This is a genomic window from Pediococcus sp. M21F004, from assembly GCF_051122535.1.
Taxonomy (GTDB): Bacteria; Bacillota; Bacilli; order Lactobacillales; family Lactobacillaceae; genus Pediococcus; species Pediococcus inopinatus.
In genome coordinates, this window is the sequence record NZ_CP177314.1 from 552,333 (window position 1) to 578,462 (window position 26,130).

General features: G+C 38.0%; 28 protein-coding genes and 1 other annotated feature. Of the genes, 5 read left to right on the forward strand and 23 right to left on the reverse strand.

Annotated features, from left to right (window positions below):
* Window positions 1-6 precede the first annotated feature (6 nt).
* The 5 genes from yqeK to ACLHK8_RS02900 form a co-directional block, all read right to left on the reverse strand.
* Window positions 7-612 carry a bis(5'-nucleosyl)-tetraphosphatase (symmetrical) YqeK gene (yqeK, locus tag ACLHK8_RS02880; protein WP_057772492.1) on the reverse strand — a complete coding sequence of 202 codons (606 nt, stop codon included), beginning with the start codon at window positions 610-612 and terminating at the stop codon, window positions 7-9.
* A complete protein-coding gene (locus ACLHK8_RS02885; protein ID WP_406827447.1) occupies window positions 599-1,201 on the reverse strand; it encodes a nicotinate-nucleotide adenylyltransferase in 603 nt (200 codons plus the stop codon). Before ACLHK8_RS02885 ends, yqeK begins: the two co-directional genes overlap by 14 nt.
* 65 nt (window positions 1,202-1,266) lie before the next feature.
* Window positions 1,267-1,578 carry a YhbY family RNA-binding protein gene (locus tag ACLHK8_RS02890; RefSeq protein WP_057772488.1) on the reverse strand — a complete coding sequence of 104 codons (312 nt, stop codon included), beginning with the start codon at window positions 1,576-1,578 and terminating at the stop codon, window positions 1,267-1,269.
* Between the two features lie 17 nt (window positions 1,579-1,595).
* Entirely contained in the window at window positions 1,596-2,708 is a 1,113-nt protein-coding gene (gene yqeH, locus ACLHK8_RS02895; protein WP_063697180.1) for a ribosome biogenesis GTPase YqeH, read from the reverse strand.
* Window positions 2,709-3,236, reverse strand: coding sequence for a YqeG family HAD IIIA-type phosphatase (locus ACLHK8_RS02900; RefSeq protein WP_057772485.1), 528 nt, complete (start codon window positions 3,234-3,236; stop codon window positions 2,709-2,711).
* Window positions 3,237-3,451: 215 nt separating this feature from the next.
* On the opposite strand from ACLHK8_RS02900, the gene ACLHK8_RS02905 reads away from it, so the two are divergent.
* Window positions 3,452-4,399 (forward strand): NADP-dependent oxidoreductase, encoded by a 948-nt coding sequence (locus ACLHK8_RS02905; protein WP_320531873.1) that lies wholly within the window; start codon window positions 3,452-3,454, stop codon window positions 4,397-4,399.
* Window positions 4,400-4,510: 111 nt separating this feature from the next.
* Here the strand turns inward: ACLHK8_RS02905 and rplT are convergent, their stop codons facing one another.
* The 14 genes from rplT to ytpR form a co-directional block, all read right to left on the reverse strand.
* Window positions 4,511-4,867, reverse strand: a complete 357-nt coding sequence (rplT, locus tag ACLHK8_RS02910; RefSeq protein ID WP_057772482.1) for a 50S ribosomal protein L20 — start codon at window positions 4,865-4,867, stop codon at window positions 4,511-4,513.
* Window positions 4,868-4,922: 55 nt separating this feature from the next.
* Window positions 4,923-5,126 carry a 50S ribosomal protein L35 gene (gene rpmI, locus ACLHK8_RS02915; RefSeq protein ID WP_057772480.1) on the reverse strand — a complete coding sequence of 68 codons (204 nt, stop codon included), beginning with the start codon at window positions 5,124-5,126 and terminating at the stop codon, window positions 4,923-4,925.
* A gap of 19 nt (window positions 5,127-5,145) precedes the next feature.
* Window positions 5,146-5,646, reverse strand: a complete 501-nt coding sequence (gene infC / locus ACLHK8_RS02920) for a translation initiation factor IF-3 (protein ID WP_057772478.1) — start codon at window positions 5,644-5,646, stop codon at window positions 5,146-5,148.
* Window positions 5,647-5,690: 44 nt separating this feature from the next.
* Window positions 5,691-5,812: a sequence feature (ribosomal protein L20 leader region), on the reverse strand.
* Window positions 5,813-5,857: 45 nt separating this feature from the next.
* Window positions 5,858-7,831, reverse strand: a complete 1,974-nt coding sequence (thrS, locus tag ACLHK8_RS02925) for a threonine--tRNA ligase (RefSeq protein WP_323707326.1) — start codon at window positions 7,829-7,831, stop codon at window positions 5,858-5,860.
* A gap of 312 nt (window positions 7,832-8,143) precedes the next feature.
* A complete protein-coding gene (gene dnaI, locus ACLHK8_RS02930; protein WP_063697173.1) occupies window positions 8,144-9,070 on the reverse strand; it encodes a primosomal protein DnaI in 927 nt (308 codons plus the stop codon).
* Between the two features lie 2 nt (window positions 9,071-9,072).
* Window positions 9,073-10,476 (reverse strand): replication initiation and membrane attachment family protein, encoded by a 1,404-nt coding sequence (locus tag ACLHK8_RS02935; protein WP_063697171.1) that lies wholly within the window; start codon window positions 10,474-10,476, stop codon window positions 9,073-9,075.
* Window positions 10,476-10,979, reverse strand: coding sequence for a transcriptional regulator NrdR (nrdR, locus tag ACLHK8_RS02940; RefSeq protein WP_057772471.1), 504 nt, complete (start codon window positions 10,977-10,979; stop codon window positions 10,476-10,478). The genes ACLHK8_RS02935 and nrdR overlap by 1 nt, the downstream gene beginning before the upstream one ends.
* A gap of 20 nt (window positions 10,980-10,999) precedes the next feature.
* A complete protein-coding gene (gene coaE / locus ACLHK8_RS02945) occupies window positions 11,000-11,596 on the reverse strand; it encodes a dephospho-CoA kinase (protein WP_323707325.1) in 597 nt (198 codons plus the stop codon).
* On the reverse strand, window positions 11,596-12,435 hold the full coding sequence (mutM, locus tag ACLHK8_RS02950; protein WP_320531874.1) for a bifunctional DNA-formamidopyrimidine glycosylase/DNA-(apurinic or apyrimidinic site) lyase: 840 nt from the start codon (window positions 12,433-12,435) through the stop codon (window positions 11,596-11,598). Before mutM ends, coaE begins: the two co-directional genes overlap by 1 nt.
* Before the next feature lie 23 nt (window positions 12,436-12,458).
* Window positions 12,459-15,122, reverse strand: a complete 2,664-nt coding sequence (gene polA, locus ACLHK8_RS02955) for a DNA polymerase I (protein WP_320531875.1) — start codon at window positions 15,120-15,122, stop codon at window positions 12,459-12,461.
* Between the two features lie 159 nt (window positions 15,123-15,281).
* Complete coding sequence (locus ACLHK8_RS02960; RefSeq protein WP_063697163.1) at window positions 15,282-15,986, reverse strand: Bax inhibitor-1/YccA family protein; 705 nt, start codon at window positions 15,984-15,986, stop codon at window positions 15,282-15,284.
* Window positions 15,987-16,124: 138 nt separating this feature from the next.
* Entirely contained in the window at window positions 16,125-17,456 is a 1,332-nt protein-coding gene (gene murC, locus ACLHK8_RS02965) for a UDP-N-acetylmuramate--L-alanine ligase (protein WP_057772462.1), read from the reverse strand.
* A 67-nt stretch (window positions 17,457-17,523) separates the two neighbouring features.
* Window positions 17,524-19,509 carry a DNA translocase FtsK gene (locus ACLHK8_RS02970; protein WP_063697161.1) on the reverse strand — a complete coding sequence of 662 codons (1,986 nt, stop codon included), beginning with the start codon at window positions 19,507-19,509 and terminating at the stop codon, window positions 17,524-17,526.
* An 18-nt stretch (window positions 19,510-19,527) separates the two neighbouring features.
* Window positions 19,528-20,184 (reverse strand): YtpR family tRNA-binding protein, encoded by a 657-nt coding sequence (gene ytpR, locus ACLHK8_RS02975; RefSeq protein WP_063697159.1) that lies wholly within the window; start codon window positions 20,182-20,184, stop codon window positions 19,528-19,530.
* 97 nt (window positions 20,185-20,281) lie between these two features.
* Here ytpR and ACLHK8_RS02980 point away from each other — a divergent pair, with 97 nt between their 5' ends.
* Window positions 20,282-20,605, forward strand: a complete 324-nt coding sequence (locus ACLHK8_RS02980) for a PepSY domain-containing protein (RefSeq protein WP_057772456.1) — start codon at window positions 20,282-20,284, stop codon at window positions 20,603-20,605.
* On the opposite strand, the gene trmB is transcribed toward ACLHK8_RS02980, so the two are convergent.
* The 3 genes from trmB to ACLHK8_RS02995 all read right to left on the reverse strand — a co-directional run bounded on the left by trmB (window position 20,602) and on the right by ACLHK8_RS02995 (window position 23,259).
* Window positions 20,602-21,240, reverse strand: coding sequence for a tRNA (guanosine(46)-N7)-methyltransferase TrmB (trmB, locus tag ACLHK8_RS02985; protein ID WP_063697156.1), 639 nt, complete (start codon window positions 21,238-21,240; stop codon window positions 20,602-20,604). The genes ACLHK8_RS02980 and trmB overlap by 4 nt on opposite strands.
* A 68-nt stretch (window positions 21,241-21,308) precedes the next feature.
* A complete protein-coding gene (locus ACLHK8_RS02990) occupies window positions 21,309-22,526 on the reverse strand; it encodes an ABC transporter permease (RefSeq protein ID WP_063697154.1) in 1,218 nt (405 codons plus the stop codon).
* Window positions 22,519-23,259, reverse strand: a complete 741-nt coding sequence (locus ACLHK8_RS02995) for an ABC transporter ATP-binding protein (protein ID WP_057772450.1) — start codon at window positions 23,257-23,259, stop codon at window positions 22,519-22,521. The genes ACLHK8_RS02990 and ACLHK8_RS02995 overlap by 8 nt, the downstream gene beginning before the upstream one ends.
* 143 nt (window positions 23,260-23,402) lie before the next feature.
* Between ACLHK8_RS02995 and ACLHK8_RS03000 the strand changes: the two genes are divergently transcribed.
* The 3 genes from ACLHK8_RS03000 (at window position 23,403) to ACLHK8_RS03010 (ending at window position 25,205) form a co-directional block, all read left to right on the forward strand.
* Window positions 23,403-23,846, forward strand: a complete 444-nt coding sequence (locus ACLHK8_RS03000; protein ID WP_057772448.1) for an HIT family protein — start codon at window positions 23,403-23,405, stop codon at window positions 23,844-23,846.
* Window positions 23,847-23,848: 2 nt separating this feature from the next.
* Window positions 23,849-24,202: a hypothetical protein gene (locus ACLHK8_RS03005; RefSeq protein ID WP_063697151.1), complete on the forward strand. Its 354-nt coding sequence runs from the start codon at window positions 23,849-23,851 to the stop codon at window positions 24,200-24,202.
* A 121-nt stretch (window positions 24,203-24,323) separates the two neighbouring features.
* Entirely contained in the window at window positions 24,324-25,205 is an 882-nt protein-coding gene (locus ACLHK8_RS03010; RefSeq protein WP_063697149.1) for a peptidylprolyl isomerase PrsA, read from the forward strand.
* A 68-nt stretch (window positions 25,206-25,273) separates the two neighbouring features.
* Here the strand turns inward: ACLHK8_RS03010 and ACLHK8_RS03015 are convergent, their stop codons facing one another.
* Window positions 25,274-25,897 (reverse strand): HD domain-containing protein, encoded by a 624-nt coding sequence (locus ACLHK8_RS03015; RefSeq protein WP_406827448.1) that lies wholly within the window; start codon window positions 25,895-25,897, stop codon window positions 25,274-25,276.
* Window positions 25,898-26,130: the final 233 nt, after the last annotated feature.

The window sequence follows — 26,130 nt, forward strand, 5'->3', positions numbered from 1 at the left end:
TTCCTCCTAAATGGCACTTTGCCATGCATTATATGTTGTAATAGTTCCAGGATAAATCGGTTTTGCGGTTTCTACCAAATGCTTTAACGTTTGCTGTGTTTGAAAGAAAACACCCTTCTTTAAATTCTCATGTGTAATCTGACGAGCCTCGTCAACACCAGGAAAATCCCGTCCAGGCTCAATATAATCCGCCATATAGACAATTTGATCCAATTGGGTCATATAAGGTGCACCAACCGTATGACGCCGTACAGCGTTCAAAATCTCTTCATCAAAGATCTGTAACTCATCTTTGATAAATTCCGCACCAACTACCCCATGCCAAATTGCGTTGCCATAATCTAACAACACTGGATTCATCTGCTTGTCATTAATCACTTTAATAAAATCATGGTCGGAACGTTGTTTAGCATAATCATGCAAGAGACCAGCAATTGCCGCTTTTTCCACATCGTAATCATTTTCTTTAGCCAGTTCAATTGCTTGTTGTTCAACTCGTAAACAATGTTGAAAGCGTTTATCATCCAACTTTTCCTGAACTTTACCAACTAATTGTTCTCTAGTATACGGAATCAAATTTTCTTCATATTTAATTGTTTCATCGTTTTCCATACAGTTTATTCTCCTCAATATACTCACAAACAGGATCTGGAACTAAATACCGAATCGAATGGTGCTTCGCTATCTTATCACGAATCAGTGTCGAACTCACATCAATCTCCGGCGTATCTACCCACAAAATTGGATACGAACTATGAACTTTTACACCCGGCCGTTTGACACCCACAAATTGAACTAGTTTTGTGAGCTCTGTAATTCGATACCATTTTGGTAAATAGGCAACCATATCAGCACCAATTATAAAATAATACTGATTTTCTGGATGACGTTTATGCAGTTCCACCATCGTATCATAGCTATAGCTTTTCCCGCCGCGTTTAATTTCTGTAAGTTCAACGCCAAAATTAGGATTCCCCATAACTGCTCGTTGAACCATAGCAACTCGGTGTTTCGCATCGATGGCCTGCTTAGGATCAATATGAGGAGGTTGAAAATCCGGCATAAAATCTACCCGATCCAATCCCAGTTGGGTACAGACTTGCTCCGCCATAATCAAATGGCCTAAATGTGGTGGGTTAAACGTGCCTCCAAGCAATCCAATCCGTTTACGCGGAATGTCACTGATCACTTCAGTTTCAATTTCAGTTTTAGTTTGCTGATTTACTTTTGTTGCCGTCAAAATTTTTCACGCTCCGTCAATTAAACTTAAATTTCTTTAACTTGCGCAGAGATTCGTCGTTTATCTTCATCATCTGACTCTTTAAATAAAACCAAAACATGGCCAATCATTTGAACGACCTGGATGTTTGTATGGTCTTCAATATAGGCTTTAACTTCTTCTGTAGTCACGTCAGTGTTTTGCTGCAAATTAATTTTAATTAACTCGTAGTTATTCAACGCAGCATCCAGTTGAGATACCCAAGCTTCTGTTAAACCATTTTTGCCGACCGAAAACTTAGATCGAAAACGTTGTGCCTTACTTCGTAAAAATCTTTTTTGTTTGCCTCTTAAATTCATAATTTCCTCTTTCACTTTTAAACTAGGGGTTTGCGAATCACTACCGAAATTCCTTTAGGTGCCCAGACTGCCACCGTTGAATGTTCTGGAACAGTTATCCATCCCAGGCCTTCAACAACAACGTCGCTTCTATTCTCTAAATGTAACTCATGTCTTTGCAGATCAGGTAATTTTTCCAGACCATCTTCGTCTGGTGGGGTTAAATAAGTTCCCACGTGATTATCATAAAATTCATCTGCATTGGCCAATTTAGTTCGATGAACCATTAAATTATTTTCGAAATACGTGCTAACTGCTCCATGGCCTCGTAAATAATCAAAACGTGCAATTCCACCAAAGAATAGCGTTTGCTGATCGCTTAATTGAAATGTTTTAGGCTTGATCGTTTTTTGAGGTGAAACATACTTCAAATCTTTACCAGTCAACACATGGGCCATTTGATCTTCATGGACAATTCCGGGTGTGTCGATCAACATTTTACCATCTGCAAACGGAATCTCAATTTTATCAAGCGTTGTTCCTGGAAAACGAGAAGTTGTAATTAAATCTTGTGTACCGTTATTCAAACGAATAATTTGGTTGATTAGAGTAGATTTTCCGACATTGGTAACCCCAACAACGTAGGCATTTCGTTTCTTCCGATACTTTTCGATAGTATTAAGCAACGTCTCAATTTCATCAGGCTTTTTTGCACTCGTTAAGAGAACGTCAATCGGCCGAATTCCTTGAGCATTGGCTTGCTGTTTAAGCCATTCTTTCATCCTAGAACGCTTCATAGACTTTGGAAATACATCATCTTTGTTACCAACCAATAAAATTGGATTATCACCCACAAAACGATGAATTCCGGGAATCATACTTCCATTAAAATCAAACATATCCACAACGTACACGATTAAAGCATCATCATCACGAATTTGACTTAATAATCTTAAAAAATCATCATCGGTTAAAGAAACTGGTGCAATTTCGTTATAATGTCGTAGTCGAAAACAACGTTGACAATAAACTTCACCCTTTTCCAGCCCTTTATCTAATGCGCCTTGAGGTGTGTACCCCGTTCCGTCTTTTTCTGTTGTTTGGATTTTTGCGCCACAACCAATACAATAAACTTCTTCAGCTTCATCCATTTATTTAATTTCCTCCTGCCAGTCCGTGCCTGGGTATTTTTGAACGAGTCTTTTTTTTATAAAAAATTCAAAAAAGCGATTTATCTTTGTGTTCCAAGCATCTGAATCTAGCAACGGCTTCACTAGAATGCTTCTTGTTCCTGTTATGTTTGCAGCTAAAATATCAGTTATAAGTTGATCTCCTACCATCACAACCTGATCAGTATTAAGATTTAGTTTTTTTAAAGCCCGGCGAATACCATATCCAAAAGGCTTCAGTGAACGTGAAACGAATGGTAGCTCAATGTGGCTCAGTGCCCGTTTAACGCGAGCGTGACTATTATTAGAGACAACGACAACTGGAATTTCAGCAGCCTCCATTTCAGCAATCCACCGTTTCAGTTCAACGGTTCCTTCTGGATTATCCCAGGCAATTAATGTATTGTCTAAATCCGTAAGAACCGCCTTAATTCCAGCTCTCTTTAGCTCTTCTGGAGTTAGACTATAAATTCTTTTTACCTGCCAAGTTGGCTTAAACTTTTCAATCATGCTTCTCTCCTTAAAACACACTATCACACCATTATAGTTGATTTTCACTTTTTTTGCATTTAAACTTATTCAAAACAGATATTGAATTTTTTTACTTTAGATTTAAAACTGACTCACCACAAGCCGTTTAATTAAAAAAATGGCCCGTAATAGGTTACCATAACTGTGTATCGAATTCATATACTAGCTAAAACATATTAAAAAGGAGGTCTCTTATGCAAGCATTTGGTTTTAAAAAATTTGGTGATCCTAATGTCTTCGAGGAACTTACAATTGCAAAACCTGCCTTAAAGAAAGGCCGCGTCCTTGTTCAAACCTCAGCATTCGGCATAAATCCTTTCGACAGTAAATTACGTCAGGGGTTAGTCTCTTTTAAAAAGCCACCGGAATTCCCATTAATTCCCGGAAATGATGTTGCAGGTACAATCATCGACCTGGCCCCTGATGTCACAGAGTTTCAGATAGGCGATTCGGTGATTGGCCGAACCGCTAATGGTGCATATGCTGAAATTGTATCAGTGCCTCATTTAAAACTAGTCCATAAGCCTGACGGAATTTCATTTACCAAAGCTGCCGGAATTCCAAATGCTGGTGTAACCGCCTATGATCTGCTAAAAAGTGCCCTTCAGCTAGAAAACGTTACATCAATCCTAGTTTTGGGTGGCTCAGGCGCTGTGGGTTCATTTGTAATTCAAATTGCTAAAGCGATGGGATTATTTGTGGCGGCCACTGCAGCTCCCCAAAATACCGGCTTCGTAAAAGGACTGGGTGTGGATCTTTTTATACCGACCAATCAATTAGCAAAAAGAAATTTCTTGGATGATGCCCCGGTTGATGTTTTAATTAACGCAACTCCCACTCCTTTTGATGGTGAAGACACTTACCGATGGTTAAAATCAAATGGACAGTTAGCAACATTAAATGGGCTACCTAGTGGCTTTCAATCACAGCACGCCGAACAAACCATAATTGATTTTAATGATGTAAAATACCACCAAAATAAAAAGGCATTAACTTATTTAACTGAGTTAATTACTCACAATCAGCTCGAAGTCCCCGTGGCGCAAGCTTTTCCATTCTCACTTGAAGGGGTCATTAAAGCTCAAGCGCTGTTAGATACCCACCATAAACCAGGCAAAATTATTGTTACTAAAGAAATTTAAAATAACAGCAGGCTTAATACCGTAATAGTTGGCATCAAATCTGCTCCATAAAAAATCCCCGCATTGCAAAGTATTTCAAATTGAAATAACTTTACAATCCGAGGATTTTTATTATGCGATCGCTTTTTTTGCTGTTTCTACTAATGCTGTAAATGCTGCAGCATCGTTAACTGCAAGATCAGCTAACATCTTACGGTTAATATCGATTTCAGCAACCTTCAAACCGTGCATTAATTGGCTGTAACTCATATCATTCAAACGAGCTGCCGCATTAATACGGGCGATCCAAATCTTACGGAAGTCTCCCTTACGGTTACGACGATCACGGAATGCATACAAACCTGACTTCATAACTTGGTCTTTAGCAACCTTAAAGTTAGTATGTTTTGGTCCGCGATAGCCTTTAGCAAGCTTTAAAATACGTTTACGACGACGATGTGTTACTGTTCCACCCTTTACTCGTGGCATAATAATTCCTCCTAGAACTGGTCACCCAGCATGATATTCTTTTAAATTAATTAAATTACTTGTTGATTGGAGCTAGCATCTTACGATAACGTTTAACGCTCGTATGATCCATCATGCTTAATCCACGTAATTGACGACGTTGTTTCTTTGTCTTTCCATGGAATCGGTGACTCGTGTAGGCGTTGGCACTCTTAAAACCACCAGTACCGGTCCGTTTAAAACGCTTTGCTGCTGCACGATTTGTCTTCATTTTTGGCATAATATGTTCCTCCTACTTTTTACTTTTCTGAAATTGGCGCCAGCATCAAGAACATGCTTCGTCCATCCATCTTAGGATATTGTTCGATCGTAGCCACATCAGATGCGGCTTTAGCCATCCGATTTAACACTTCACGACCAATTTCCTTATGCGTAATTGCACGACCCTTAAAACGAATTGAAACTCGGACTTTATCACCTTTTGCTAGGAACTTTTTAGCGTTCTTAAGCTTAGTATTAAAATCATTTGTATCAATTGTAGGGCTAAGACGAACTTCTTTGATGCTGATTGTCTTTTGTCGTTTACGAGCTTCACGTTGTTTCTTTTGAAGTTCAAAACGATATTTTCCATAATCCATGATCTTGGCAACAGGCGGTTTAGCTTTCGGGGAAACTAATACCAAATCAAGTTCTGCTTGATCCGCTAAATCTAAAGCTTCCTGTTTCGACTTTACACCCAATTGAGTGCCATCATCACCAATTAATCGTACTTCACGGGCACGAATACCGTTGTTAACCATCATATCAATAGCTATGGCAATTCACCTCCAAATTATTTTAAGAAAAATGCAGAAAAAGACGAGGTGCATACACACCCCGCCAGTCAGACTATTAAATAGTCTTTTCATCGTTTTAGCCCAGCGATTCAATCACTAAGGCGAGAAGCGGGTGCCTCTGCTTAATTTCTCAACTTTTTAAGTTTACCAGAAACAGCCTACCCTGTCAAACTGTTTACTTGATTAACTCATCATTTTTAGAAGAGTCTCCAGTGCGACTATAATTCTGAATTTCTGCGATCAAACTATCAATAAACATATTGTTGTTTTCACTTTCAGAATCCTTTTCGCCGTACTTACGAACATTAACGGAGCCGTTCTCTAATTCTTGATCTCCTACTACTAATACATAAGGAACTTTTTGTGTTTGAGCTTCACGGATTTTGTAACCCATCTTTTCATTACGATCATCCACATTAACCCGAATATTTTTAGCAGCCATCTTTTGACGCAGTTTTTCTGCATATGCACCATGGAACTTCTGATTAACAGGAATAATTGTAACTTGCTTTGGAGCCAACCATGTTGGGAAAGCACCTTTGTAAATTTCTGTTAAATAAGCTGTAAAACGTTCCATTGTAGATACAAGACCACGGTGAATCATGACTGGACGATGATCTTCACCATCGGCACCAACATAATGTAAATCAAATCTTTCAGGCAACATAAAGTCTAGTTGAATAGTCGAAAGTGTTTCTTCATTTCCAAGTGCAGTCTTTGTTTGAACATCTAATTTAGGACCGTAAAATGCAGCTTCCCCTTCAGCTTCAACATAGTTAAGGCCAAGGTCATCCATAGCTGCCTTCAACATTGCTTGAGACTTGTTCCACATTTCATCATCATCGAAATACTTCTTTGTATTTTTAGGATCACGATAACTCAAACGGAACGTGTAGTCAGTAATATCAAAATCATCGTAAACTTCAACCATTAATTTAAGAATACTCTTAAACTCATCTTGAATTTGGTCAGGTGTTACAAATGTATGTCCGTCATTTAAAGTCATTTCACGAACCCGTTGTAAACCAGAAAGAGCACCTGATTTTTCATAACGGTGCATCATCCCTAATTCAGCAATCCGGATTGGTAATTCACGATAAGAACGAATATGGTGCTTATAAACTTGAATATGTGAAGGACAATTCATTGGACGTAATTCCAACATTTCGCCATCGCCCATATCCATTGGTGGAAACATGTCTTCACGATAATGTTCCCAATGACCGGAAGTTTTATAAGCATCCAAGTTCATTAAAACAGGAGTGTAGACATGTTGATACCCGTTAGCAACTTCCTTGTCGATGATGTACCGTTCAATTGTCCGCCGAATTGTAGCACCGTTTGGCATCCAGTAAGGAAGACCAGCACCCACTTTAGGATCAACGAAGAACAGATCCAAGTTGTTTCCAATAACACGGTGATCACGATCATGTGCCTCTTGTTGGCGTGCTAATTCAGCATCCAATTCCTTTTGCTTGAAAAAGGCTGTTCCATAAACCCTTTGTAACATTGGGTTACTTGACTTACCTTCCCAATAAGCACCGGCAACTGATAACAATTTGAAGACCTTAACATCTTTTGTATTTTCTAAGACTACTTCGTCACTCAATACTGTCATGTCAGCAATCTTGTAGACACTGACTTTGCCATTTTTAGCATTGGCATGGGCTAATTTTGCCTGGTAAGGATCGCCATCCACAATTTTAAGGGCATCACTTTCAGAAATCCACTCTTGTTTAAGCGGTAATTGTTTTTTGATCAATTCTGCCATTTTATCTTCAATGGCTGGTAAACTATCCACACTGATTTGTTCAGCACCATTATCAGTATCACAGTAAAAACCATGTTCGCTATTTCCTTTTGTCCCAAAATGAATGTCTGGATAGATTGATTGAACAGCTGCTTCTAAAACAACTGCGGCAGTATTCCACATAACTTGTAATCCAGTTTCAGAATCTTTTGTCACAATTTCAAGCTTGTCGTTCTCACTTAAAATTTGATCTAAAGAAACAATTTGATCATTTACTTTTCCAGCAACTGCTTTTTTTGCCAAGCTAGTACTAATCGCCTTTGCAACCTCTAAAACACTTGATCCGTTTTCTACAGATCGTTTTGCACCATCTGCTAATGTAATTTCCATATCTGCCATGTTTTTTCTCTTCTTTCTAATTTTTTGTATAAAAAAATCCCGAATACAATCTAATGTATTCGGGACGTTATTAACGCGGTTCCACCCAAAATTACAGATTACTCTGCATCTCATGGGTTCGATAACGGGAACAATCCGTCCTGACATTTCCATCAGGCTCAGAAAAGTGGTAATCATTAGTGTTCATTAGGTAGCTTCCAGCTATAGCTACCATTCCCTGAAATGATGCAACTAACAATCGTGTCTTCTCTTTGATTTCAAAACTAATTAAACCACACTCTGAGAAAAAGTCAATAACTTCTCATCAATCTTTTATTTTTGGCGACGATTTACACCCACCATGGTAACCTCTGTAGCCAAAAACTTAATTCGTTCCATTAGGCGCTTCGCTTTTAATGGTTCCGACTCACCGCGCTGGTTAATCTGTAAATGTTCTGTTTCTAATTGGGTCATCGAAAAATTAGAACTAAAAAATGTGGGTAATTCATTTTGCATACGATATTCTAAAATAACACCCAGCACTTCATCTCGAACCCAACTAGACATCGCATCCGCCCCCACGTCATCTAACATCAAAATGGGTGCTTTTTTTACAAGATTTAATTTTTCGGCCAAATTATTTTCGCCAATGGCATTTTTCATTTCAACTGCAAAACTTGGAAAATGAACCAAGGTAGATTCATATCCTTGCGTAGCTAATTCGTTAGCAATTGCGCCTAAAAGATAGGTCTTTCCCACTCCAAAACTACCTGTTAAATAAAGACCTTTGTGAAATTGATGGGGGTCTTTTTCATAAGCTTGAATAAAATTCAAGGCAGCCGTTAACGCAGTCTGACGATCCTGATCCGGAAAAAAATCGTCAAACCGAGCCCGTCTGATCATTTTTGGCATATTAACAGCCTTAACGCGCATATTAAAAGCACGTTGTTTTTCGTTTGCTAATAACTTTTTGCTGGGTTGATAAGACACCTCAATCATATGATTATTTACAATCAAAATTGGCTGATATCCGGGCATTAAGGTTGGCTCATTACGATTATATTTATCACGTTCTTGAACATATTCATAAAGTTTTGACGCAGAACGAGCTACACCATCAGTAGATAACTCATTTTTATGTTCTTCACAAAATTTGAGAACATCTGCATCTTCGTAAACCGGAGTCATTAGGTCCTGAAATTTCGTGTCTAATTGACGTTTACTCATGAGTTCTTTTAAAACCTCACGTATATTTTCCATGGCTAATTTTCCTCCTTATTCTGTTTACGCATTTCTTTCAAACGCCGCTGCAAAAGTTCTTGATCACTCTTTTTAATTGGGGTCGTTTTAACAGTTGGTGTATCATTTTTTGCCCAATCTGGTAATGTTTCTTTTTCAATAACTTTTCGTGTACTTATCCTTGGCTTACGAGCGCTATTTTTTTCAGTAGCAAAACTTTTAATTTGTAGAATAGCATCTTCTGGTGTTGAAACGTGTGCCCGACTCCAGCTGTTCACCACCGTATCCACTAATTTTCCAGGGAGCGTTGTGACGCCCCGGTCAATAACAATGTATGAGAGCAAAATATTTATAACACTCACTGGAAATAAATTCCGATCAATTAAATCTTTAAGTATTTGTTTTTCACCGTACGTGACATAGCCACCATGGATAGCCATCTTCAGATTTTCCAAATAAGTTGCCGGTGCATAGGACTTAGCCGCTTTAATCAGCTGCTTGTCTTCTGACGTCAACTTGTTTTCGTCTGTCTTCGAACTTTCTACTGGTTTAGTTTCTGTACTTGAAGGACTCGCCGCATAACCTTGTTTATGGGCCGTTTGGCTAGTAAAGCTTTTAGAAATCTGTTGTTGTAATTTCTTGGTGTTTAACTGATTGGTCACTAAATCCGTTGCTTGACCAATTTGACGGCTCATTTCAACTTCGTCAATTCCATACAAAAGGTGTTCACTCAAGATTAGTCGTTGGGCTTGATTAACAGACTCCCACTTGGTAAAACCATGACTCAGAAGGTCTTTTAATAATTTAAAATCAAAATCATTGTTTTCAACCTTGATTGGTTGATCCTCCGTTTGTGATTTTGCCTGCTTAAATTCTGCTTGAGTCTCACGAATTAAGGAATTAGGTTCTTTAATCGTGTTATCTGAAATATGAAAAGCAGTCAAAAAATCAGTTGAAACATCTTTTAGATTTTTTTTATCAACCTGCGTTAGTTTAAACTGTGCAGCAAGTTCTTTAAACCGATTTTCACCAATGGCTTCAAGAAGCAAGCTGCTCAGCAAATCATCCTTAAAAAACGCGTCTGGTGATATAGGTCTGATCAATTGATACACAAAATAACGGCCAAGGTTATCTTGTCCTTCAAAAGATTTAAGTAATCCGATTCCCTCCAACTTTTGTCGACTCAAGTAGAAATTGGGTAAATCACAATTCAGAATATCAAATAATTCTAAATGCGACTTTCTCTCTGAACGAATGGTTGTCGGACTCATTTCGGTCCAAAGCGTCAAAAATAAGCTAAACGCCTTAGCTCCAATAATCGGTTGGTATAAAAAAGTAAGGACTTTTTGATCAAAATCGCTCAAATAGTCCCTTTGAGTAACTAAAAACCCATCTTTGGGGCTTAAATTAGCCCATCCTTCATTCATTATGACTCGCCACCATCATCTTTTTTGGAAGTTTTCTTTTTAGTCGCTTTGTCTTTTGCCATCATATCTTTCAATTCTGACATAAATACATTCATATCCTTAAATTGACGGTAGACACTGGCAAAACGAATATAAGCAATTTCATCGACTTTTGCCAGTAAGTTCATGACATACTCACCAATGATTTGGCTAGAAACTTCATTTTCGCCTAGAGCCCGAATTTTGTTTTCAACTTCATCCACAATTTTGGACATTTCGTCCATACCAACTGGCCGTTTTTCAGCAGACCGAATAAGCCCGCGAAGTAGTTTTTCTCGATTAAACTCTTCTCGTGTCCCGTTTTTCTTAATCACCAACAAAGGTGATGCTTCAATTCTTTCAAACGTTGTAAATCTAAAACCGCATGCTTCACATTCTCTTCTGCGGCGGATCACACGCCCATCATCTGTTGGACGACTATCCACCACTCGAGAACCATTGTGATGACAATGTGGACATCTCATGGGCACTCTACCTCCACTTACTAACGTAACTTACTATTGTCAAGCCATTTTACCACTTGCTGACGCGTTTCTTCAATAGACCCACTGTTATCAATCACAATATCAGCGAAACTAATCTTCTTTTCTAAGGACCACTGCGCCGTTATTCGCTGTTCAGCTTCTTTTTTAGAAAAGCCATCACGGCGGATTAAACGCTCCCGTTGAACGTTGGCATCACTCACAACAACCATAATTTGATCCACAAACTTCTGATATCCTTGTTCTAAGAGCAGTGGCGCGTCCAAAACAATTAATTTTGTCGACTCTTTTTTTTCTGCTTTTAATGTTTGTAGAATTTTCGTTCTAATTGCCGGTTGCATCACCGCATTAAGTTTTTGTAATTGCACAGAGCTTCCAAAAACAATTTTTCCTAACCGATTTCGATTTAGCTTAGCACCATCAAAAATTGCATCCCTGAAAATTGTCCGCAGTTGGTCAGCAACTATAGTCCCTGGCTGCACAATCTCACGAGCAATCTGGTCTGCGTCAACGACTGGATACCCTAGTTTTTTTAAATAACTGCTAACCGTTGACTTCCCTGTAGCAATGCCACCAGTTAATCCTAAGATAACTGTCATTAACCTTTAACCTCAATTAATTTCTGACAAAACGGACAAAAATGAGTCCCCCGTTGAGCCACTTTAATCCGCTCAATCGCTGTACCACATCGTTCACAGGGTTTTCCAGTTCTTTGATAAACATGTAATTGATTTTGAAAACTTCCTGCATGTCCACTAGCATCTAGATATGAAAAAACGGTGGTCCCCTTTGCTTGAATCGCTAAGTTAAGTTCTTCAAAAATTTTCTCTCTTAGTGTAACAATCTTGCTAAGTGAAATGGTATTCGTAGGTTGTAACGGGTGAATTTTTGCTAACCAAAGGACCTCATCACAATAAATATTGCCTAGTCCAGCAATCATATTTTGATCCAACAAAAACGATTTAATGGATTTATGATGTTTTTTCATCGTTTCCGCCATGTATTCAACACTTAGCGTTTCCGGGGTTGGTTCCGGCCCAATTGTTTTCAGACCAGCAACAGTAAATTCTTCGCCCGTTGGTACTAGAACCATACGCCCAAATTTTCTTGTATCGTTATAGCGTAACTCTGAACCATCTGTAAACTCAAAAACCACATGATCATGTTTGTTTAACGGCATTTCATGTGAATGAACAGAATACTTTCCTTCCATCCGTAAATGCGACACCATAGATTGTTGATCACTAAAGTGAAAAAGAAGATATTTTCCACGGCGATCAATTCCTTGAATTGTTTGGCCAGTTAAGGCTTTGGTAAATTCGGTTACATTTGGTAAAACCATTTTTGGATAGTAAATATCAATTTTTTTGATTTTTTTACCGACAACTAGGGCATCTAATCCACGTTTTACCGTTTCAACTTCTGGTAATTCAGGCATAATAATTCCTTCTTATTCATTTGTTATTTAGCATTATACCAGCTTTTGCCAAACGCGCTCTCTACTTTCAGAGGGACGTCTAATTTCACTGCAGAATCCATGATACTTGGCACTAGATCCTTAACTAACGCCAATTCATCATCAGGCACTTCAAAGATCAGTTCATCATGAACCTGTAGCAACATTTTGGTTTTTAACTGTCGCTTTTCTAACTCATCTTGCATTTGAATCATCGCAATTTTAATAATATCAGCAGCACTGCCTTGAATTGGCGTGTTCATAGCCGTTCTCTCAGCAAACGAGCGTTGATTATGATTGCTAGAGTTAATGTCTGGTAAATAACGACGTCGGTGCGCAATCGTTTCTACATAGCCTTGCTTTCTAGCTGTTTCAACGATTTGATCCATAAATGCTTTAACCCCTGGATATTCCTGGAAGTAAGTATCAATAAAGGTTTTAGCTTGCTTTCGTGAAATACCAATATTTTGCGACAAACCATAATCGCTAATTCCATACACGATCCCAAAATTAACAGCTTTTGCCTGGCGTCGAATATTCGGTGTCACTTCGGATGCATCCTTTAAACCAAAAATCCGGACCGCAGTACTAGCATGAATATCTTCCCCATTTTTAAATGCCGCCTGCATATTTTTGTCACCAGTAATGTGTGCTAAAACCCGTAATTCAATTTGGGAATAATCGGACGAAAAGATTTGCGCATTATCTTCACTTGGAACAAATGCCTGTCGAATTTTACGACCTTCCTCTAAGCGGATCGGAATGTTTTGCAAGTTAGGATCAATTGAAGACAAACGACCGGTTTGCGTCAAGGTTTGGAGATAGGTTGTGTGCACTTTTTGATCTGAAGAATGGACAACTTTCAATAATCCTTTTACGTAAGTTGATTGAATTTTTGAAATTTGTCGGTAAATTAAAATATTATCAATAATTGGGGCTTGTCCTCTTAAACCTTCCAAAACGCTAACTGCGGTTGAATAGCCTGTTTTCGTTTTTTTAGAACTTGGCAGTCCTAATTTTTCAAATAAAATTGAGCCAAGTTGTTTAGTAGATTTAATATTGAATTCTTCGCCGGCTTCATTGTAGATGGTTTGTTCAATTTCAGTCAGTCGTTCTGTGAATTCACTTTCCATCTGTTCCAAACGATTGGTATCTACGCGAACGCCCGCAATTTCCATTTTGGAAAGGACTAAAGCAATTGGTAACTCGATATCGGTATACAATTTGATTTGTTCGTTTTGTTCAAGCTCACTTTTTAGCTGCGGTACCAACTGCTGAATAGCCCGAAGCTTGGCTGCTAAATGTGTTAAAAATTCTGCATCGTCATCTGGAATATGACGTTTCACACCAGTTCCATAAACCTCTTCGTCTGTCTTAATATCTTGATACCCATGGCGATGAGCTAAAGCACCAAGATCGTTAGAATTATCATTGGTATCTAACAAGTACGATTCCAAAAGAATATCATTTTTCCCGTTTGTGAAGGATACCCCCAGGCGGTTTAATCCCACATAGGTCCTTTTAAGATCGAAGACACTTATTTGGTTGTTTGGATCTGTGAAAAGTTTTTTAAATGTGGCCGTAGTTAATAAATCAACATTTCTAGAAACAAACCACTTATCTTCACGACCAATTCCGAATCCTACTAAATCTGACACATGATAATTTTTTTCGGGCATCTCCAAATAAAAAGCCATCTCACCCTTTAATTTAGCCACCTCATTCAAGTTATCTGTAGTTAGTTCTGTAAAAGCGATTTTTTTCATAGTCTGTGGGGCTTCAAAACCTTCAGTTGAACGAATTTGTTTCAAAAAAGATTGAAAATTCATCCGTTCGTAAAAATCCACTAAAATTGCGGGGTTTTTACCTGAATATGCCAAATCCGCCAACGAAATCGCAATTGGTGCTTCACGATTAATTGTAGCCAGTTTCTTGCTTAAAAAGGCATTATCACGGTCTTCGATTAAATGTTCCTTCATTTTGGAAGCTTTTAATTCATCGATGTGTTCGTAAACACCTTCAACAGAATCGTACTGTTGTAATAATTTAATGGCCGTTTTTTCGCCAACTTTGGTAACTCCGGGATAATTGTCTGATGTATCACCAGCTAACCCTTTCATATCAATAATTTGCGCTGGTGTTAACCCAAGCTTTTCTTGCACATGCTCCGGCGTATAGTGCTCAACTTCACTAACTCCCTTCACCGTTACAGAAACAGTTGTTTTTTCACTAGATAATTGGGTTAAGTCCCGATCTCCGGTTACAATCGTAACTTCATACCCAGCCGTTTCCGCTTCTTTTGAGAGGGTTCCAATAATGTCATCCGCTTCATAATTAGCTAATTCATAAGATTTAATGCCATAAGCCTTTAGCAACTCACGCAAATAAGGCATTTGTTCGGAAAGTTCGGGTGGAGTTTTGGAACGTCCACCTTTATAGTTATCAAACATTTCGGTTCGAAAAGTTGTTTTCCCAGCATCAAATGCCACCAACGCATCTGTGGGCTTAACAATCTCCAAAATGTGATCAAGCATTTTGTTAAATCCATATATTGCATTTGTATGTAACCCATCTTGATTTGTAAATTTACTTAGCGCGTTATGGAGCGCAAAAAAGGCTCTGAACGCCACACTATTTCCATCGATTAAAAGTAATTTTTTTTGGGTCATATTTTTCTCCTTAGTAGTCATACCTCTATTCTAACAAACTAGCTTGTCTTATTATACTAATGGTTCCTCAATTTTTTTGAAAGCTTTTGGAAATTCATTCAAAATAAAAACGGCTAATTTCCTCTTTCGAGTTAATTAGTCGTTTTTTTATAAATTCGATTAGTCTCGACTGCCACCAAAGCCGCCGAAAATTTGTAATAAAAACTGGAACAAATTCAAGAAATCCAAATATAAGGTCAAGGATCCCTGAATGGCCAATCCTGTCATCGAAACTTGATCGCCATATTGTAAATACAACTGTTTCATTTTATTCGTATCAGTCATTGATAATCCTGCAAAGATAACAACCCCGACAAATGAGAATAAGTAGCTAATTACAGCACTTCTTAGAAAGATATTAATGACCATAACTACCAGTAGGGCAATCAATGCAGCAAAAAGCTGATTGCCAACTTTGCTCATATCTTTATGGGTTGTAGCCCCAATTAAGGACATCGATATAAATGTGATCGACGCCGAAACAAATGCGGAAGTAATCGTAGGTAAGCTAAACGTTAAGAAAATAAACGAAAACTCTAATCCGAAGAATAGGGAAAAGAGTGTTAAAATCGTGAAACTCATCCCCGCACTTTGCATTGCTTTCCGAGTTGCAGCGGAACTAAAAATCATCAATCCAATTAAGACGAATAAAAATATAAAAGGATGATCATTAAGAACTGGCATAATCTGAGCGCTAAATGTCACACCACTAAGATAAGCAACAACGGCAGACAAAGCCACTGCATATCCCATAAATCCGTACATTCTCGTCATAAAACTACTGAGACCTACTTCAGTATTAACCAGGTTTCGTGGTTCTTGCATACCTAATTCCCTCTTTCTTTTAATTTGAATACATTCTATCAGATTAAGAAAATGAATCAAGTGAAAAGGTCAAAATTAGTCAGTTATTTATTTTTCATGGTGGGTTTACCTTATAAGCGCACCATTACACTCTTATTCTTAATTATTCTTTAAGCTTAAATTGCTCAGTAATTCCTCATAAGCTTTTTCATAACGCTGGACATCACCAGCACCCATAAAGACCACAACCGCATTATGATAATCCAAAAGTGGTGACATATTATCAGCTTGGAGGATTTCGCCGCCTTTATTAATCTTAGCTGCTAAATCTGCAGATGAAATTTTACCACTCTTTTCACGTACCGAACTAAAGATTTCCGTTAAGTAGACCTTGTCTGCCAAATTGAGACTTTTAGCGAAATCATCTAAAAGTGCGATTGTCCGACTAAATGTATGTGGTTGGAAAACTGCAATAATTTCTTTTTCTGGATATTTCTGACGGGCAGCATCTAAAGTAGCTTTAATTTCGGAAGGATGGTGAGCATAATCGTCGATGATTGTCATATCAGCAACTTTCTTCTCTGAAAAACGGCGCTTAACTCCTTGGAAATCCAATAACTCATCTTTAATTTCTTCCAAGTTAACTTTTTCAAAATAAGCAACGGCGATTACCGCTAAACTATTGAGGACATTGTGTTCCCCGAAGAGATGAATTTGAAAATGGCCTAAAAATTCATCTTCGTGATAAACATCAAATTCTGATCCTTCAGTTGTTCGTTTAATATCGCGAGCTTGAAAATCATCATTCTTGCTCGTTCCATAGTAGTAAACAGGAACATCTGCATGCAAACGACGTAAGTTTTCATCATCACCCCAGGCAAAAATTCCTTTTTTTACCTGCTGAGAAACGTCCTGAAAAGCTTGGTAAACGTCTTCGATTCCTGTGTAATAATCAGGATGATCAAAATCAATATTTGTCATAATCATGTAATCTGGATGATAAGCCATAAAATGACGCCGATATTCGTCAGCTTCAAACACGAAGAAGCGGGCGTTAGGTGTCCCTTTCCCACTTCCATCACCAACCAAATAACTCGTGGGTGCTACACCACTTAGAACATGGGAAAGAAGTCCTGTGGTGCTGGTTTTTCCATGCGCACCGGCCACGCCAATACTGGTGTAACCAGGTAACATTTTTCCCAAGAATTCATGATAACGAGTCACAGGCAAGCCCATTGCTCGTGCCTTTTTTATCTCAGGATGGTCATCTGTAAATGCATTTCCAGCAATTACTGTTAACCCCTCCGTAATGTTAGCCTCGTCAAATGGGAGCACTTCAATTCCTGCTTGCTCTAATCCTCGTTGGGTAAACGTATATTTTGCAATATCGGAACCTTTCACATGGTAACCCTCATCATGTAAAATCAATGCTAAAGAACTCATTCCAGAACCTTTAATCCCTATAAAATAATAAGTCGTCGCGTTATCCAATTTTCCTCTTCCTCTTTATCAGTTTTGTTAATAGTTTACCACACTCAAAATCTAAGTATGTTGTAAGTCAGGCTTGACTATCATGAATCTTTTTCAAATCTGCTTGAGTAAAATACACCTCACGCGGTTTGGAACCTTTTGCTTCGGAAATATCTCCTTGAGCCTCCAATTGATCAATAATCGTTGCAGCATGGTTATACCCAATCGAAAAGACCCGCTGAAGTTTCGAAGTTGAAATTGTATCTTCCTCAGCTAGATACTCCAAAACATCTGGCATCAGGTCATCTTGCTCATCTGTTTCTTGAACCTGTTTTTTTAAAGACTCTGGATCAAATTCATAATGCGGTGTCGATTCTGCACGAATAAAGTCCGTAATCTGGTCAATTTCGCCATCGACATAAGATCCCTGCAAACGAATTGGAGTGCTATCGCCATTACCAAGAAACAACATATCTCCTCGTCCAAGCAACCGTTCTGCCCCACTATGGTCCAGAATTGTTCGAGAATCAATTTGGCTAGAAACCATAAATGCTACCCGGGTAGGAATATTATTCTTAATTAATCCTGTAACCACATCCACGCTCGGCCGTTGCGTTGCAATAATCAAATGAATGCCAGCCGCACGTGCTTTTTGTGTAATCCGCACGATATAGTCTTGAACTTCTGAAGAAGCTACCATCATTAAATCAGCTAGTTCATCAATGATCACGACTATGTATGGCAAATAATCTGCGGCATGACCCGTTGTTTCAGCCTTGGTATTGTATTGTTCAATATTTCGAACTCCTGCGGCAGCCAATTTCTCATAACGCTCATCCATTTCATTAGTGACCCATTTTAAGGCAGCAGAAGCTGATTTGGGATCTGAAATGACTGGTGCTAATAAATGAGGAAGATCGTTATACGGCGCCAACTCAACTGTTTTTGGATCAATCAAAAGTAATCGAACTTGTCGCGGCGTGGCTTTATAAAGGATTGAAATCAGTAAACTGTTAATAAAAACACTTTTACCAGAGCCAGTCGCCCCTGCAATCAAGCCATGGGGCATTTTTCTCAAATCATAAACTCGTGGTTTCCCAAATAAATCCACTCCTAATGCAATTGTCAAAGGTGACTCACTTTGTGCAAAAACAGGCGCATTTAAAACTTCAGACAACATAACTGGGCGGGATTTGAAATTAGGCACTTCAATTCCAACGGAACTTTTCCCAGGAATTGGTGCTTCAATGCGAATATCTTTTGCCGCCAACTGCAACTTTAAATCATCTGCTAAGTTGGTGATTTTATTTACTTTGACGCCCCGACCCAACTCAACTTGAAATTGGGTAACAGTCGGTCCAACTGTCCAGTTAGCAACCTTAGCATTAACCCCAAAGGCACTTAAAGCTTCGTCTAGACTTTTCACTTGAGTTTGTAGCCATTCAGACTGGGAATCGGCATCTAGTTTGACAGGAGGCTTTAACAGACCCACTGGTGGAAATTGATACCCCACCGGGTCTGGACTTTTTTCTTCCAGACTTGAGCCACCATCCGCCGTTAGAGACTTTTGCTCGATCTGGCGAGCTGCAAAATGGGCTTCAGTAGAAAAACCAGGATCAGACGCAACTTCAATTTTAGGTTGTGGATTACTTGTCACAAGTGGTCTAACAACTTCTTCGCTGTTTGCTTGTTTTACTGGTTCTGCTGGTAAAGGATTTTTATCGGCCAATAACTGATTATTTTTTTCTTCTAAAATTACAGGAGGCTGGTTGCTTTCCGAAACGGATGTTGATGCTGGTGCGGTTGCATTTTTAAGCAGGTCGCTATTTTTACTTTCAGTCTCGAATGAGGTTAGCGGTCTTGACGAACGCTGTGAATATTGTTCAGAAGCTGTCGTGGTGAAATTTAACGGATTAGTCACAGATTGTTCTGATTTCGGTTTTAAAAACGGCACATTTTCTGAATGACGTTTTGTAATTAACGGTTTTCGATGTGATTTACGGACGGACTGTTTCGTTTGTTTTAAAGGTTCTTCGTCTTTACGATAAAAGGCCGGACCATCATAATGTTTCATAATTCAAATCACCTAACTTTATTTGTCTGATGGCTGAAATAATTTTGCTCCTTGAGTAAAATCAAAGGCCTCTCCAACTTTAAAAACATCATCTGATTCAGGCAAGATTAAAGCACCTTTCTTTTGTGGTGCGTTTGGCAGTCCCAGTTCACGAGCCGAACAAATCATGCCGTCACTTTTAACGCCTCGTAAACTACCAGGCCAAATAATTAACCCGTTTGGCATCATGGCGCCTACTTTAGCAACGACAACTTTAATTTTTGCTTTCATATTTGGCGAGCCACTCACAAGCTGAACTTTCTGATCATGGTCCACTAAGGTCTGTGTAACTAACAGATGGTCTGAATCTGGATGTGGTTCTGTCGAACTGACATACCCAATAATAAACTTGGGTTCTAAATCAGCTTCTAATTCGGCTTCAAAACCAGCCTCTTGCAGATAAGCATTAAGTGTTTTAACTTGATCCTTTGACAAAAATATCTGACCATTTACTGAGATTTCGCCTAATTGTTGAGAAACATTTGCAAAATTAAATCCTAAAGTTTTATTAGTCTCCGCATCAAAAATACGTGTCACATTTTTTTTAGTCTCAGTTACTTGTGTATCCGAATCCGGATTCAAGATACAGATTAAGGTATCTCCTAATTCATTTGGGTTATAACTACTAATTAACATACGCAATTCCTTTCCATTGAACTCGTTCTAATATATTATTTTTTCTGGTCTTGGTATACTATGGTTATAAATAAGATCTTTAAAGGAGTGTTTACCGATGACAAAAAAAGAAACTCTGACAACCCTTGCTATGGCTGGGACTGCAAGCTTAACAACCGGCTTATTGACAAGCTGGCTACTAAATCACAAATCCACTATTTCTGCTAACAACATCCTAGATACCGTTCGTCAGGCATTCTTAAAAGAGGGCCCTATTGAAGGATCCTGGATTGAAATGAAAAAAGCGCCCTTACAAAAATTTGCCATAAAGACTCAGGTCTATTATGGGGGGATTACACGGTATGAAGATAATAAACTCATTCAATACGAATTTTTAGCAGACGCCAAAACCGGGACAATCATTGATATTTATCGTCTCTAGAAATGACCGCTAAGTTTATAAATTCTTTGGCCCTTCGCACTAAATTTATGCTCGTATTCCGTCTCAACGTTTTCTACGGCTTCCTCGCTATGATGCAGGTCCAAAAAAACAGCATCAAATACAAAGCCATAATTATTCAGACTTACCAAAGAATACTCAAATAGCCCTTGATTATCAGTTTTAAATTCTAGAACTCCGTGATCCACCAAAATTTCTTGATAGACATGCAAAAAAGACTTGTACGTTAACCGTCTTTTTACATGTCTTTTTTTTGGCCATGGATCTGAGAAATTCAAATATACACGATCAATTTCGCCATTATCAAAATATTCATTAAGATCAGCTCCATCAGCTAACACCAACTGCAAGTTTGGTAAACTTTCTTCTAATGCATCCCTTAGCGCAATGGCAGCCACAGACCGTTGAATTTCAATGCCAATAAAATTAATTTGTGGGTACTTTAAGGCCATCTGAATAATAAATTGGCCTTTTCCCATGCCAACTTCAATTCGGATTGGTTGTTTCTTTTTAAAACGTTTCTGCCAATCACCTTTATTTTGTAAGGGATCGGTGATCATTAATTCGGGATGGGCCTCAATTAACGGCTCAGCCCATGCTTTATTTCTAACTCTCATTATTTTTCCTCAAGTTTTTCTTTCAAAATTCCGTCACCTATTAATTTTATAGATTGTCCCAACAACCGTCAAGAATTCATTTTTTTTATTCGGATTGGAAAGTAGAACTTTAACAATCCCCAAACCTCGATGCTTCCTGTAAACCACGTTATGACAGCTTGCAAAATGGACATGTTGCTCAGTCCCCCAACAATTGCCAAAAGACTAACTGTAAACTCAAGCAATATCATAACTAATTGGTTGAATCCCGCGGCCTTAGTGACAGCACTAATTGGGTAAAGATGTGTAAACACATTTTCATTGTAGTTTGCAAATAACGGTAACAATTGAAAACCAATTAAATAAACAAATAATAGTTGTAAAAAAATCGCTAAATAAATGTTTGAAATAAACATTAATAACACGACACCTAGAATCGTCAAACGGAAATATAATCCACTATAGACGGTACTTCGCATTAGAGCTCGTGAAAAAAGGTAAACATACGGGTTTTGCGAACGCCGATCAATCATGCCAAGAATTCGATCTAAGTATTTGCGTCGATGAACAGTTCCGTGCACATTGGGAACATCTGTAAATAAATTAAAGAATCGATAAATCTTCAGCATTCGTTGATCTTCCAGATTTACTGCAAGTTTCCAGGCTAAAGAACGAGTTTGCCATTGTTGCTGCTCTCGCCTAATTTCTAGAAAGCTTTGGATTATGGCTCCAACCAGAGCAAACCAAAAACTAAGATAAATGCCACCTGTAAACCAAATTAGCGGAAATATCCAGTTGGTAAGTAAACTTTGCTGCCATCCAAAAACTCGATTTTGATACAACTGATTCAGTTCTAATGAAAGTGAACCAAACGTCAAAATAATTAACGTGATTATAAAACTACCAATTTGAATCACCGATAGTTGAAAAGCAATCGCCATGAATGGAGAAAGAATGACGACCCCAACAACTTCAACTACACTGCTAAAAGTCCAACTATGGATACGAGACTTTTTCAAGTATCCATGCATATCATGTTCACGTGGTAATAAAAAGACCGGATCAGCTCGTTTAAGCAAGGTAGCCAAACTGCAAAACTGCAAAATAATTGTTAAATAAAAAATTGCAACTGGGCCAGCCCACCAGGTACCCGCATGAAATGTTTTTAAAAAGTTAGAATACCCAAATCCTAATCCACCTACTAAGAACATAAGAGCAATTACGAAATGATCATTTAAAACGTACCTCAAATACTTCAGCATTTCTAGAAAATGGGCACGTTTACGTTGTGTCCATAAATTAAGCATGCGGTTCACCTGCTCTTGCTAAACCTAAATAAATTTCGGTTAATGATTTCCCTAAAGTTGGATTTTGTGCACGTAACTCTGCCAAATTACCCTGATTTTGAATTTTGCCATCATGTAACAGAACAAAACGATCACAATATTTTTCAGCTGTATCTAGCACATGAGTTGACATCAAAACCGCCGCACCATGGGATTTACGTTCGTCAATTAATTTCAAAAGATCGTCGGTTGCTAACGGATCTAATCCTAAAAAAGGTTCGTCAATAATATATAATTTTGCATCTGTTAAAAATGCACAAACAATCATCACTTTTTGTTTCATACCTTTAGAAAAATTATTTGGAAACCAATCCAATTTATTAGCAAGTCGGAATGTTTCAAGCAACTCATTTGCCCGTTTCCAAGCCTGCTCTTTATCTAATCGGTACGCCATAATCGTCAAATCAATATGTTCTTTTAAAGTTAATTCTGGATATAAAACTGGCATTTCCGGAATATAAGCCATTTGCTTTTTATAAGCATCGCTATCTTCATAAACTGTTTTGCCATTAATCGTAATCTTTCCCTTTTGTGGGGTCATTAGGCCGATTACGTGATTTATCGTCGTCGATTTCCCTGCACCATTTAAACCGATCAATCCGACCAGCTCACCTTCATTAACCTCAAAGCTAATGTCTTTTAAGACTGGAATTTGTGAATAACCACCAACTAGGTGTTCAATTTTTAATGCCATGTTAACCCTGCCTCTTTCACTACTTGATTTGAATTGATTATATCATGATCTGACCGTTTTCACAGATAGAAGCAGTGAAGTTCTTTGGCTTGCTTCAAAATATTGGTATAATGAAAGCAATTAATAAAAAAGAGGTAATGTACATGACAAATCAACGTGAAGCATCTTGTATTTTTTGTAAAATTATTGACGGTGATATTCCTAGCTACACAATTTATGAAGATGAAAATATTAAGGCGTTTTTGGATATTTCTCAAGCCACTCCAGGTCATACACTGGTTGTGCCTAAAACACATGTCAAAGATATTTTCGCCTATGATCCTGAACTAGCGTCAAAAACCTTTGCTAAAATTCCATTGATTGCTCAGGCAATTAAGGCGATGGATCCTAAAATTATTGGAATGAATATTGTAAATAATAACGGAACAATCGCTTCTCAATCTGTTTTTCATTCTCACTTTCATTTGATTCCCCGTTATTCTGAACAAGATGACTTTAAAATTATTTTTGGGGATAACACCAAAGCTTATACGGAGAACCAATTAATCCAAATTCAAGATAAAATTAAATCTCAATTGGAGAAATAAAAATGGCAAAAAAAAATAAGCATCGTTTTCTAAAATTTACATTATTATCCGTTTTAAGCTACCATAGCGGAAGGTACGTATTTGCTCACCCCCACATTCTAAATGATCTCAAACAGACATTTAAAGACACTATGAACAGCCTTCAAGAGTTCAGCAAAGCGGTCACAAATTTGCAATCTAGTACAACTAAGTTGCAAGACGCTGTTAAAGCAAGTCAGCCAACTTTTGAGGCTATCCAAAAAGATGTCGAGCATTTTCAATACAAGTTACAACCGCGACTGACAAAAATTAACGAGCTCACACAAGATATCGATAACCAAATCAATAAAATTTCCACTGATAACACAAAAAAATAGCATTCGTGAATATAGTTTGAATTTTTGTTAAAGATTCATGCTGACTTATAAATCAACCGTTTTGTATGGTATGATGGGTATTGAAGTTTTTCAAACAATTAAGAATAGGATGTGTTTATAGATGAAGAAATGGTTAATTGCATTAGCCAGCGTTTTTATGGCAGTAAGTTTAGCTGCCTGTGGTAACAAGACCGTCGCAACAACAAAGGGTGGTAAGATCACCGAAAGTACATACTACAGCAGTCTGAAATCGACTTCTAGTGGTAAACAAGTACTTCAACAAATGATCTTAAACAAAGTTCTCGAGAAAGATTACGGGAAAAAGGTTTCTACGAAGAAAGTTACGAAGCAGTACAATGCTTATAAGACCCAATATGGTAGTCAATTTAAGAGTGTTTTGACCCAAAACGGTATGACAACTTCAAGTTTCAAAGAAGAGATCCGTTCTAACCTTCTCTTGGAACAAGCTGTTAAAGATAAAGCAACTGTGACAAATGCAGACTTAAAGAAACAGTGGAAGACTTACCAACCTAAGGTTACAGTTGCGCAAATCTTAGTTACTAAGAAATCAACTGCTGAAACTGTTATCAAGAAGTTGAAAGATGGCGAAAGTTTCACATCTCTTGCTAAAAAGTACTCTACTGATAGTTCAACTAAGAACAAAGGTGGGAAACTTGCAGCATTTGACGATACAAACACAACCTTAGACTCAAGCTTCACAAAGGCAGCATTTAAACTTGACGAAGGTAAATACACAACAACCCCTGTTAAGACGACTTATGGTTATCAAGTAATTAAGATGATCAACAAGCCTTCTAAGGGTAAGATGAGTGATCATACTGCAGCCCTTAAACAACGTGTTTGGACAGCTGATATGAGTAGCAGCAGCAAGTTAAAAGCCGTTGTTACGAAAGTCCTTAAGGATGGTAATGTTTCAATTAAAGATAGTGACTTAAAAGATGTTTTATCTGACTACCTTTCAAGTTCATCATCATCAAAATAAATAAGTAACAAAAAGTGCCACCTACTTCAAGTTCTTGAAGTTAGGCGGCACTTTTTATTTTGCCAAATTTATTCAGTTTTATGATCTAGAGGTTTATAGAAATTACGGCCATCCATGGCAAATAACCGTTCAGAAAATGTTCCACCCTTTGTATGACCTAATGCTCCAGTCACCATCTGGATAGAAGCATCCAAATCGTCTAACGCATGTAAAACAACTGCCTCAAGGAGCAGTGGCTCGATTGGTGACCCATATTCCTTTAAGCCATGATGGGAAACAATCATGTGACGTAACAATAAAATATCCTCACTACTGTCACTAATCTTGAGTTCTTGGCATGCTTTCACGATTTCGCCATCCATGATCACAATATGTCCTAACAAATTTCCTTCCACCGTATAAGTTGTGGAAACTGGCCCAGATAACTCAATCGTTTTACCCAAATCATGCAAAATAGCTCCCGCATACAACAACGATCGATTGATCTGAGGATATTGATTACTAACTTGTTTAGCTAACCTTAGAATTGAGATCGTGTGATAAGCCAATCCACCTTGGAAAGCATGATGATTAGTTTTTGCGGCTGGATAAGTATAAAACTGTTGATCATATTTTTGGAGCAAAAATCTGACAACCCTATTCCAGTTGGGATTAGTAATATCAAAGAGCAGCTTACTTACTTCCTCTTTCATATCCGCTTCATTCATTGGCGCTTTTTTGGTATACAAATTGGGATTATTAGGCTCCGTTTCCGTTGCCAACCGAATGCCCAAAATCTTAATCTGTGGTGTACCCTTATAATTTTCGCGTTTTCCGTTCAAAAAAATAACTTTTCCAGCCACAAAATTTTTAATATCTTGCGGACTTGCATCCCAAAACTTTCCACCAATATCACCAGAACGATCTTCAAATACCATTGATAGAA

Coding starts and splice junctions, on each gene's coding strand:
- ACLHK8_RS03005 (WP_063697151.1), top strand. CDS start 23,849: ATGGCAAAAAAAAATAAGCATCGTTTTCTAAAATTTACATTATTATCC.
- ACLHK8_RS03000 (WP_057772448.1), top strand. CDS start 23,403: ATGACAAATCAACGTGAAGCATCTTGTATTTTTTGTAAAATTATTGAC.
- ACLHK8_RS02935 (WP_063697171.1), bottom strand. CDS start 10,476: ATGAATGAAGGATGGGCTAATTTAAGCCCCAAAGATGGGTTTTTAGTT.
- ACLHK8_RS02905 (WP_320531873.1), top strand. CDS start 3,452: ATGCAAGCATTTGGTTTTAAAAAATTTGGTGATCCTAATGTCTTCGAG.
- coaE (WP_323707325.1), bottom strand. CDS start 11,596: ATGACAGTTATCTTAGGATTAACTGGTGGCATTGCTACAGGGAAGTCA.
- dnaI (WP_063697173.1), bottom strand. CDS start 9,070: ATGGAAAATATACGTGAGGTTTTAAAAGAACTCATGAGTAAACGTCAA.
- yqeK (WP_057772492.1), bottom strand. CDS start 612: ATGGAAAACGATGAAACAATTAAATATGAAGAAAATTTGATTCCGTAT.
- nrdR (WP_057772471.1), bottom strand. CDS start 10,979: ATGAGATGTCCACATTGTCATCACAATGGTTCTCGAGTGGTGGATAGT.
- ACLHK8_RS03015 (WP_406827448.1), bottom strand. CDS start 25,897: ATGAAAGAGGAAGTAAGTAAGCTGCTCTTTGATATTACTAATCCCAAC.
- ACLHK8_RS02990 (WP_063697154.1), bottom strand. CDS start 22,526: ATGCTTAATTTATGGACACAACGTAAACGTGCCCATTTTCTAGAAATG.
- trmB (WP_063697156.1), bottom strand. CDS start 21,240: ATGAGAGTTAGAAATAAAGCATGGGCTGAGCCGTTAATTGAGGCCCAT.
- polA (WP_320531875.1), bottom strand. CDS start 15,122: ATGACCCAAAAAAAATTACTTTTAATCGATGGAAATAGTGTGGCGTTC.
- ACLHK8_RS02960 (WP_063697163.1), bottom strand. CDS start 15,986: ATGCAAGAACCACGAAACCTGGTTAATACTGAAGTAGGTCTCAGTAGT.
- rpmI (WP_057772480.1), bottom strand. CDS start 5,126: ATGCCAAAAATGAAGACAAATCGTGCAGCAGCAAAGCGTTTTAAACGG.
- rplT (WP_057772482.1), bottom strand. CDS start 4,867: ATGCCACGAGTAAAGGGTGGAACAGTAACACATCGTCGTCGTAAACGT.
- ACLHK8_RS02890 (WP_057772488.1), bottom strand. CDS start 1,578: ATGAATTTAAGAGGCAAACAAAAAAGATTTTTACGAAGTAAGGCACAA.
- ACLHK8_RS02995 (WP_057772450.1), bottom strand. CDS start 23,259: ATGGCATTAAAAATTGAACACCTAGTTGGTGGTTATTCACAAATTCCA.
- yqeH (WP_063697180.1), bottom strand. CDS start 2,708: ATGGATGAAGCTGAAGAAGTTTATTGTATTGGTTGTGGCGCAAAAATC.
- ACLHK8_RS02900 (WP_057772485.1), bottom strand. CDS start 3,236: ATGATTGAAAAGTTTAAGCCAACTTGGCAGGTAAAAAGAATTTATAGT.
- ACLHK8_RS03010 (WP_063697149.1), top strand. CDS start 24,324: ATGAAGAAATGGTTAATTGCATTAGCCAGCGTTTTTATGGCAGTAAGT.
- ACLHK8_RS02970 (WP_063697161.1), bottom strand. CDS start 19,509: ATGAAACATTATGATGGTCCGGCCTTTTATCGTAAAGACGAAGAACCT.
- ACLHK8_RS02980 (WP_057772456.1), top strand. CDS start 20,282: ATGACAAAAAAAGAAACTCTGACAACCCTTGCTATGGCTGGGACTGCA.
- ytpR (WP_063697159.1), bottom strand. CDS start 20,184: ATGTTAATTAGTAGTTATAACCCAAATGAATTAGGAGATACCTTAATC.
- infC (WP_057772478.1), bottom strand. CDS start 5,646: ATGGTTAACAACGGTATTCGTGCCCGTGAAGTACGATTAATTGGTGAT.
- mutM (WP_320531874.1), bottom strand. CDS start 12,435: ATGCCTGAATTACCAGAAGTTGAAACGGTAAAACGTGGATTAGATGCC.
- thrS (WP_323707326.1), bottom strand. CDS start 7,831: ATGGCAGATATGGAAATTACATTAGCAGATGGTGCAAAACGATCTGTA.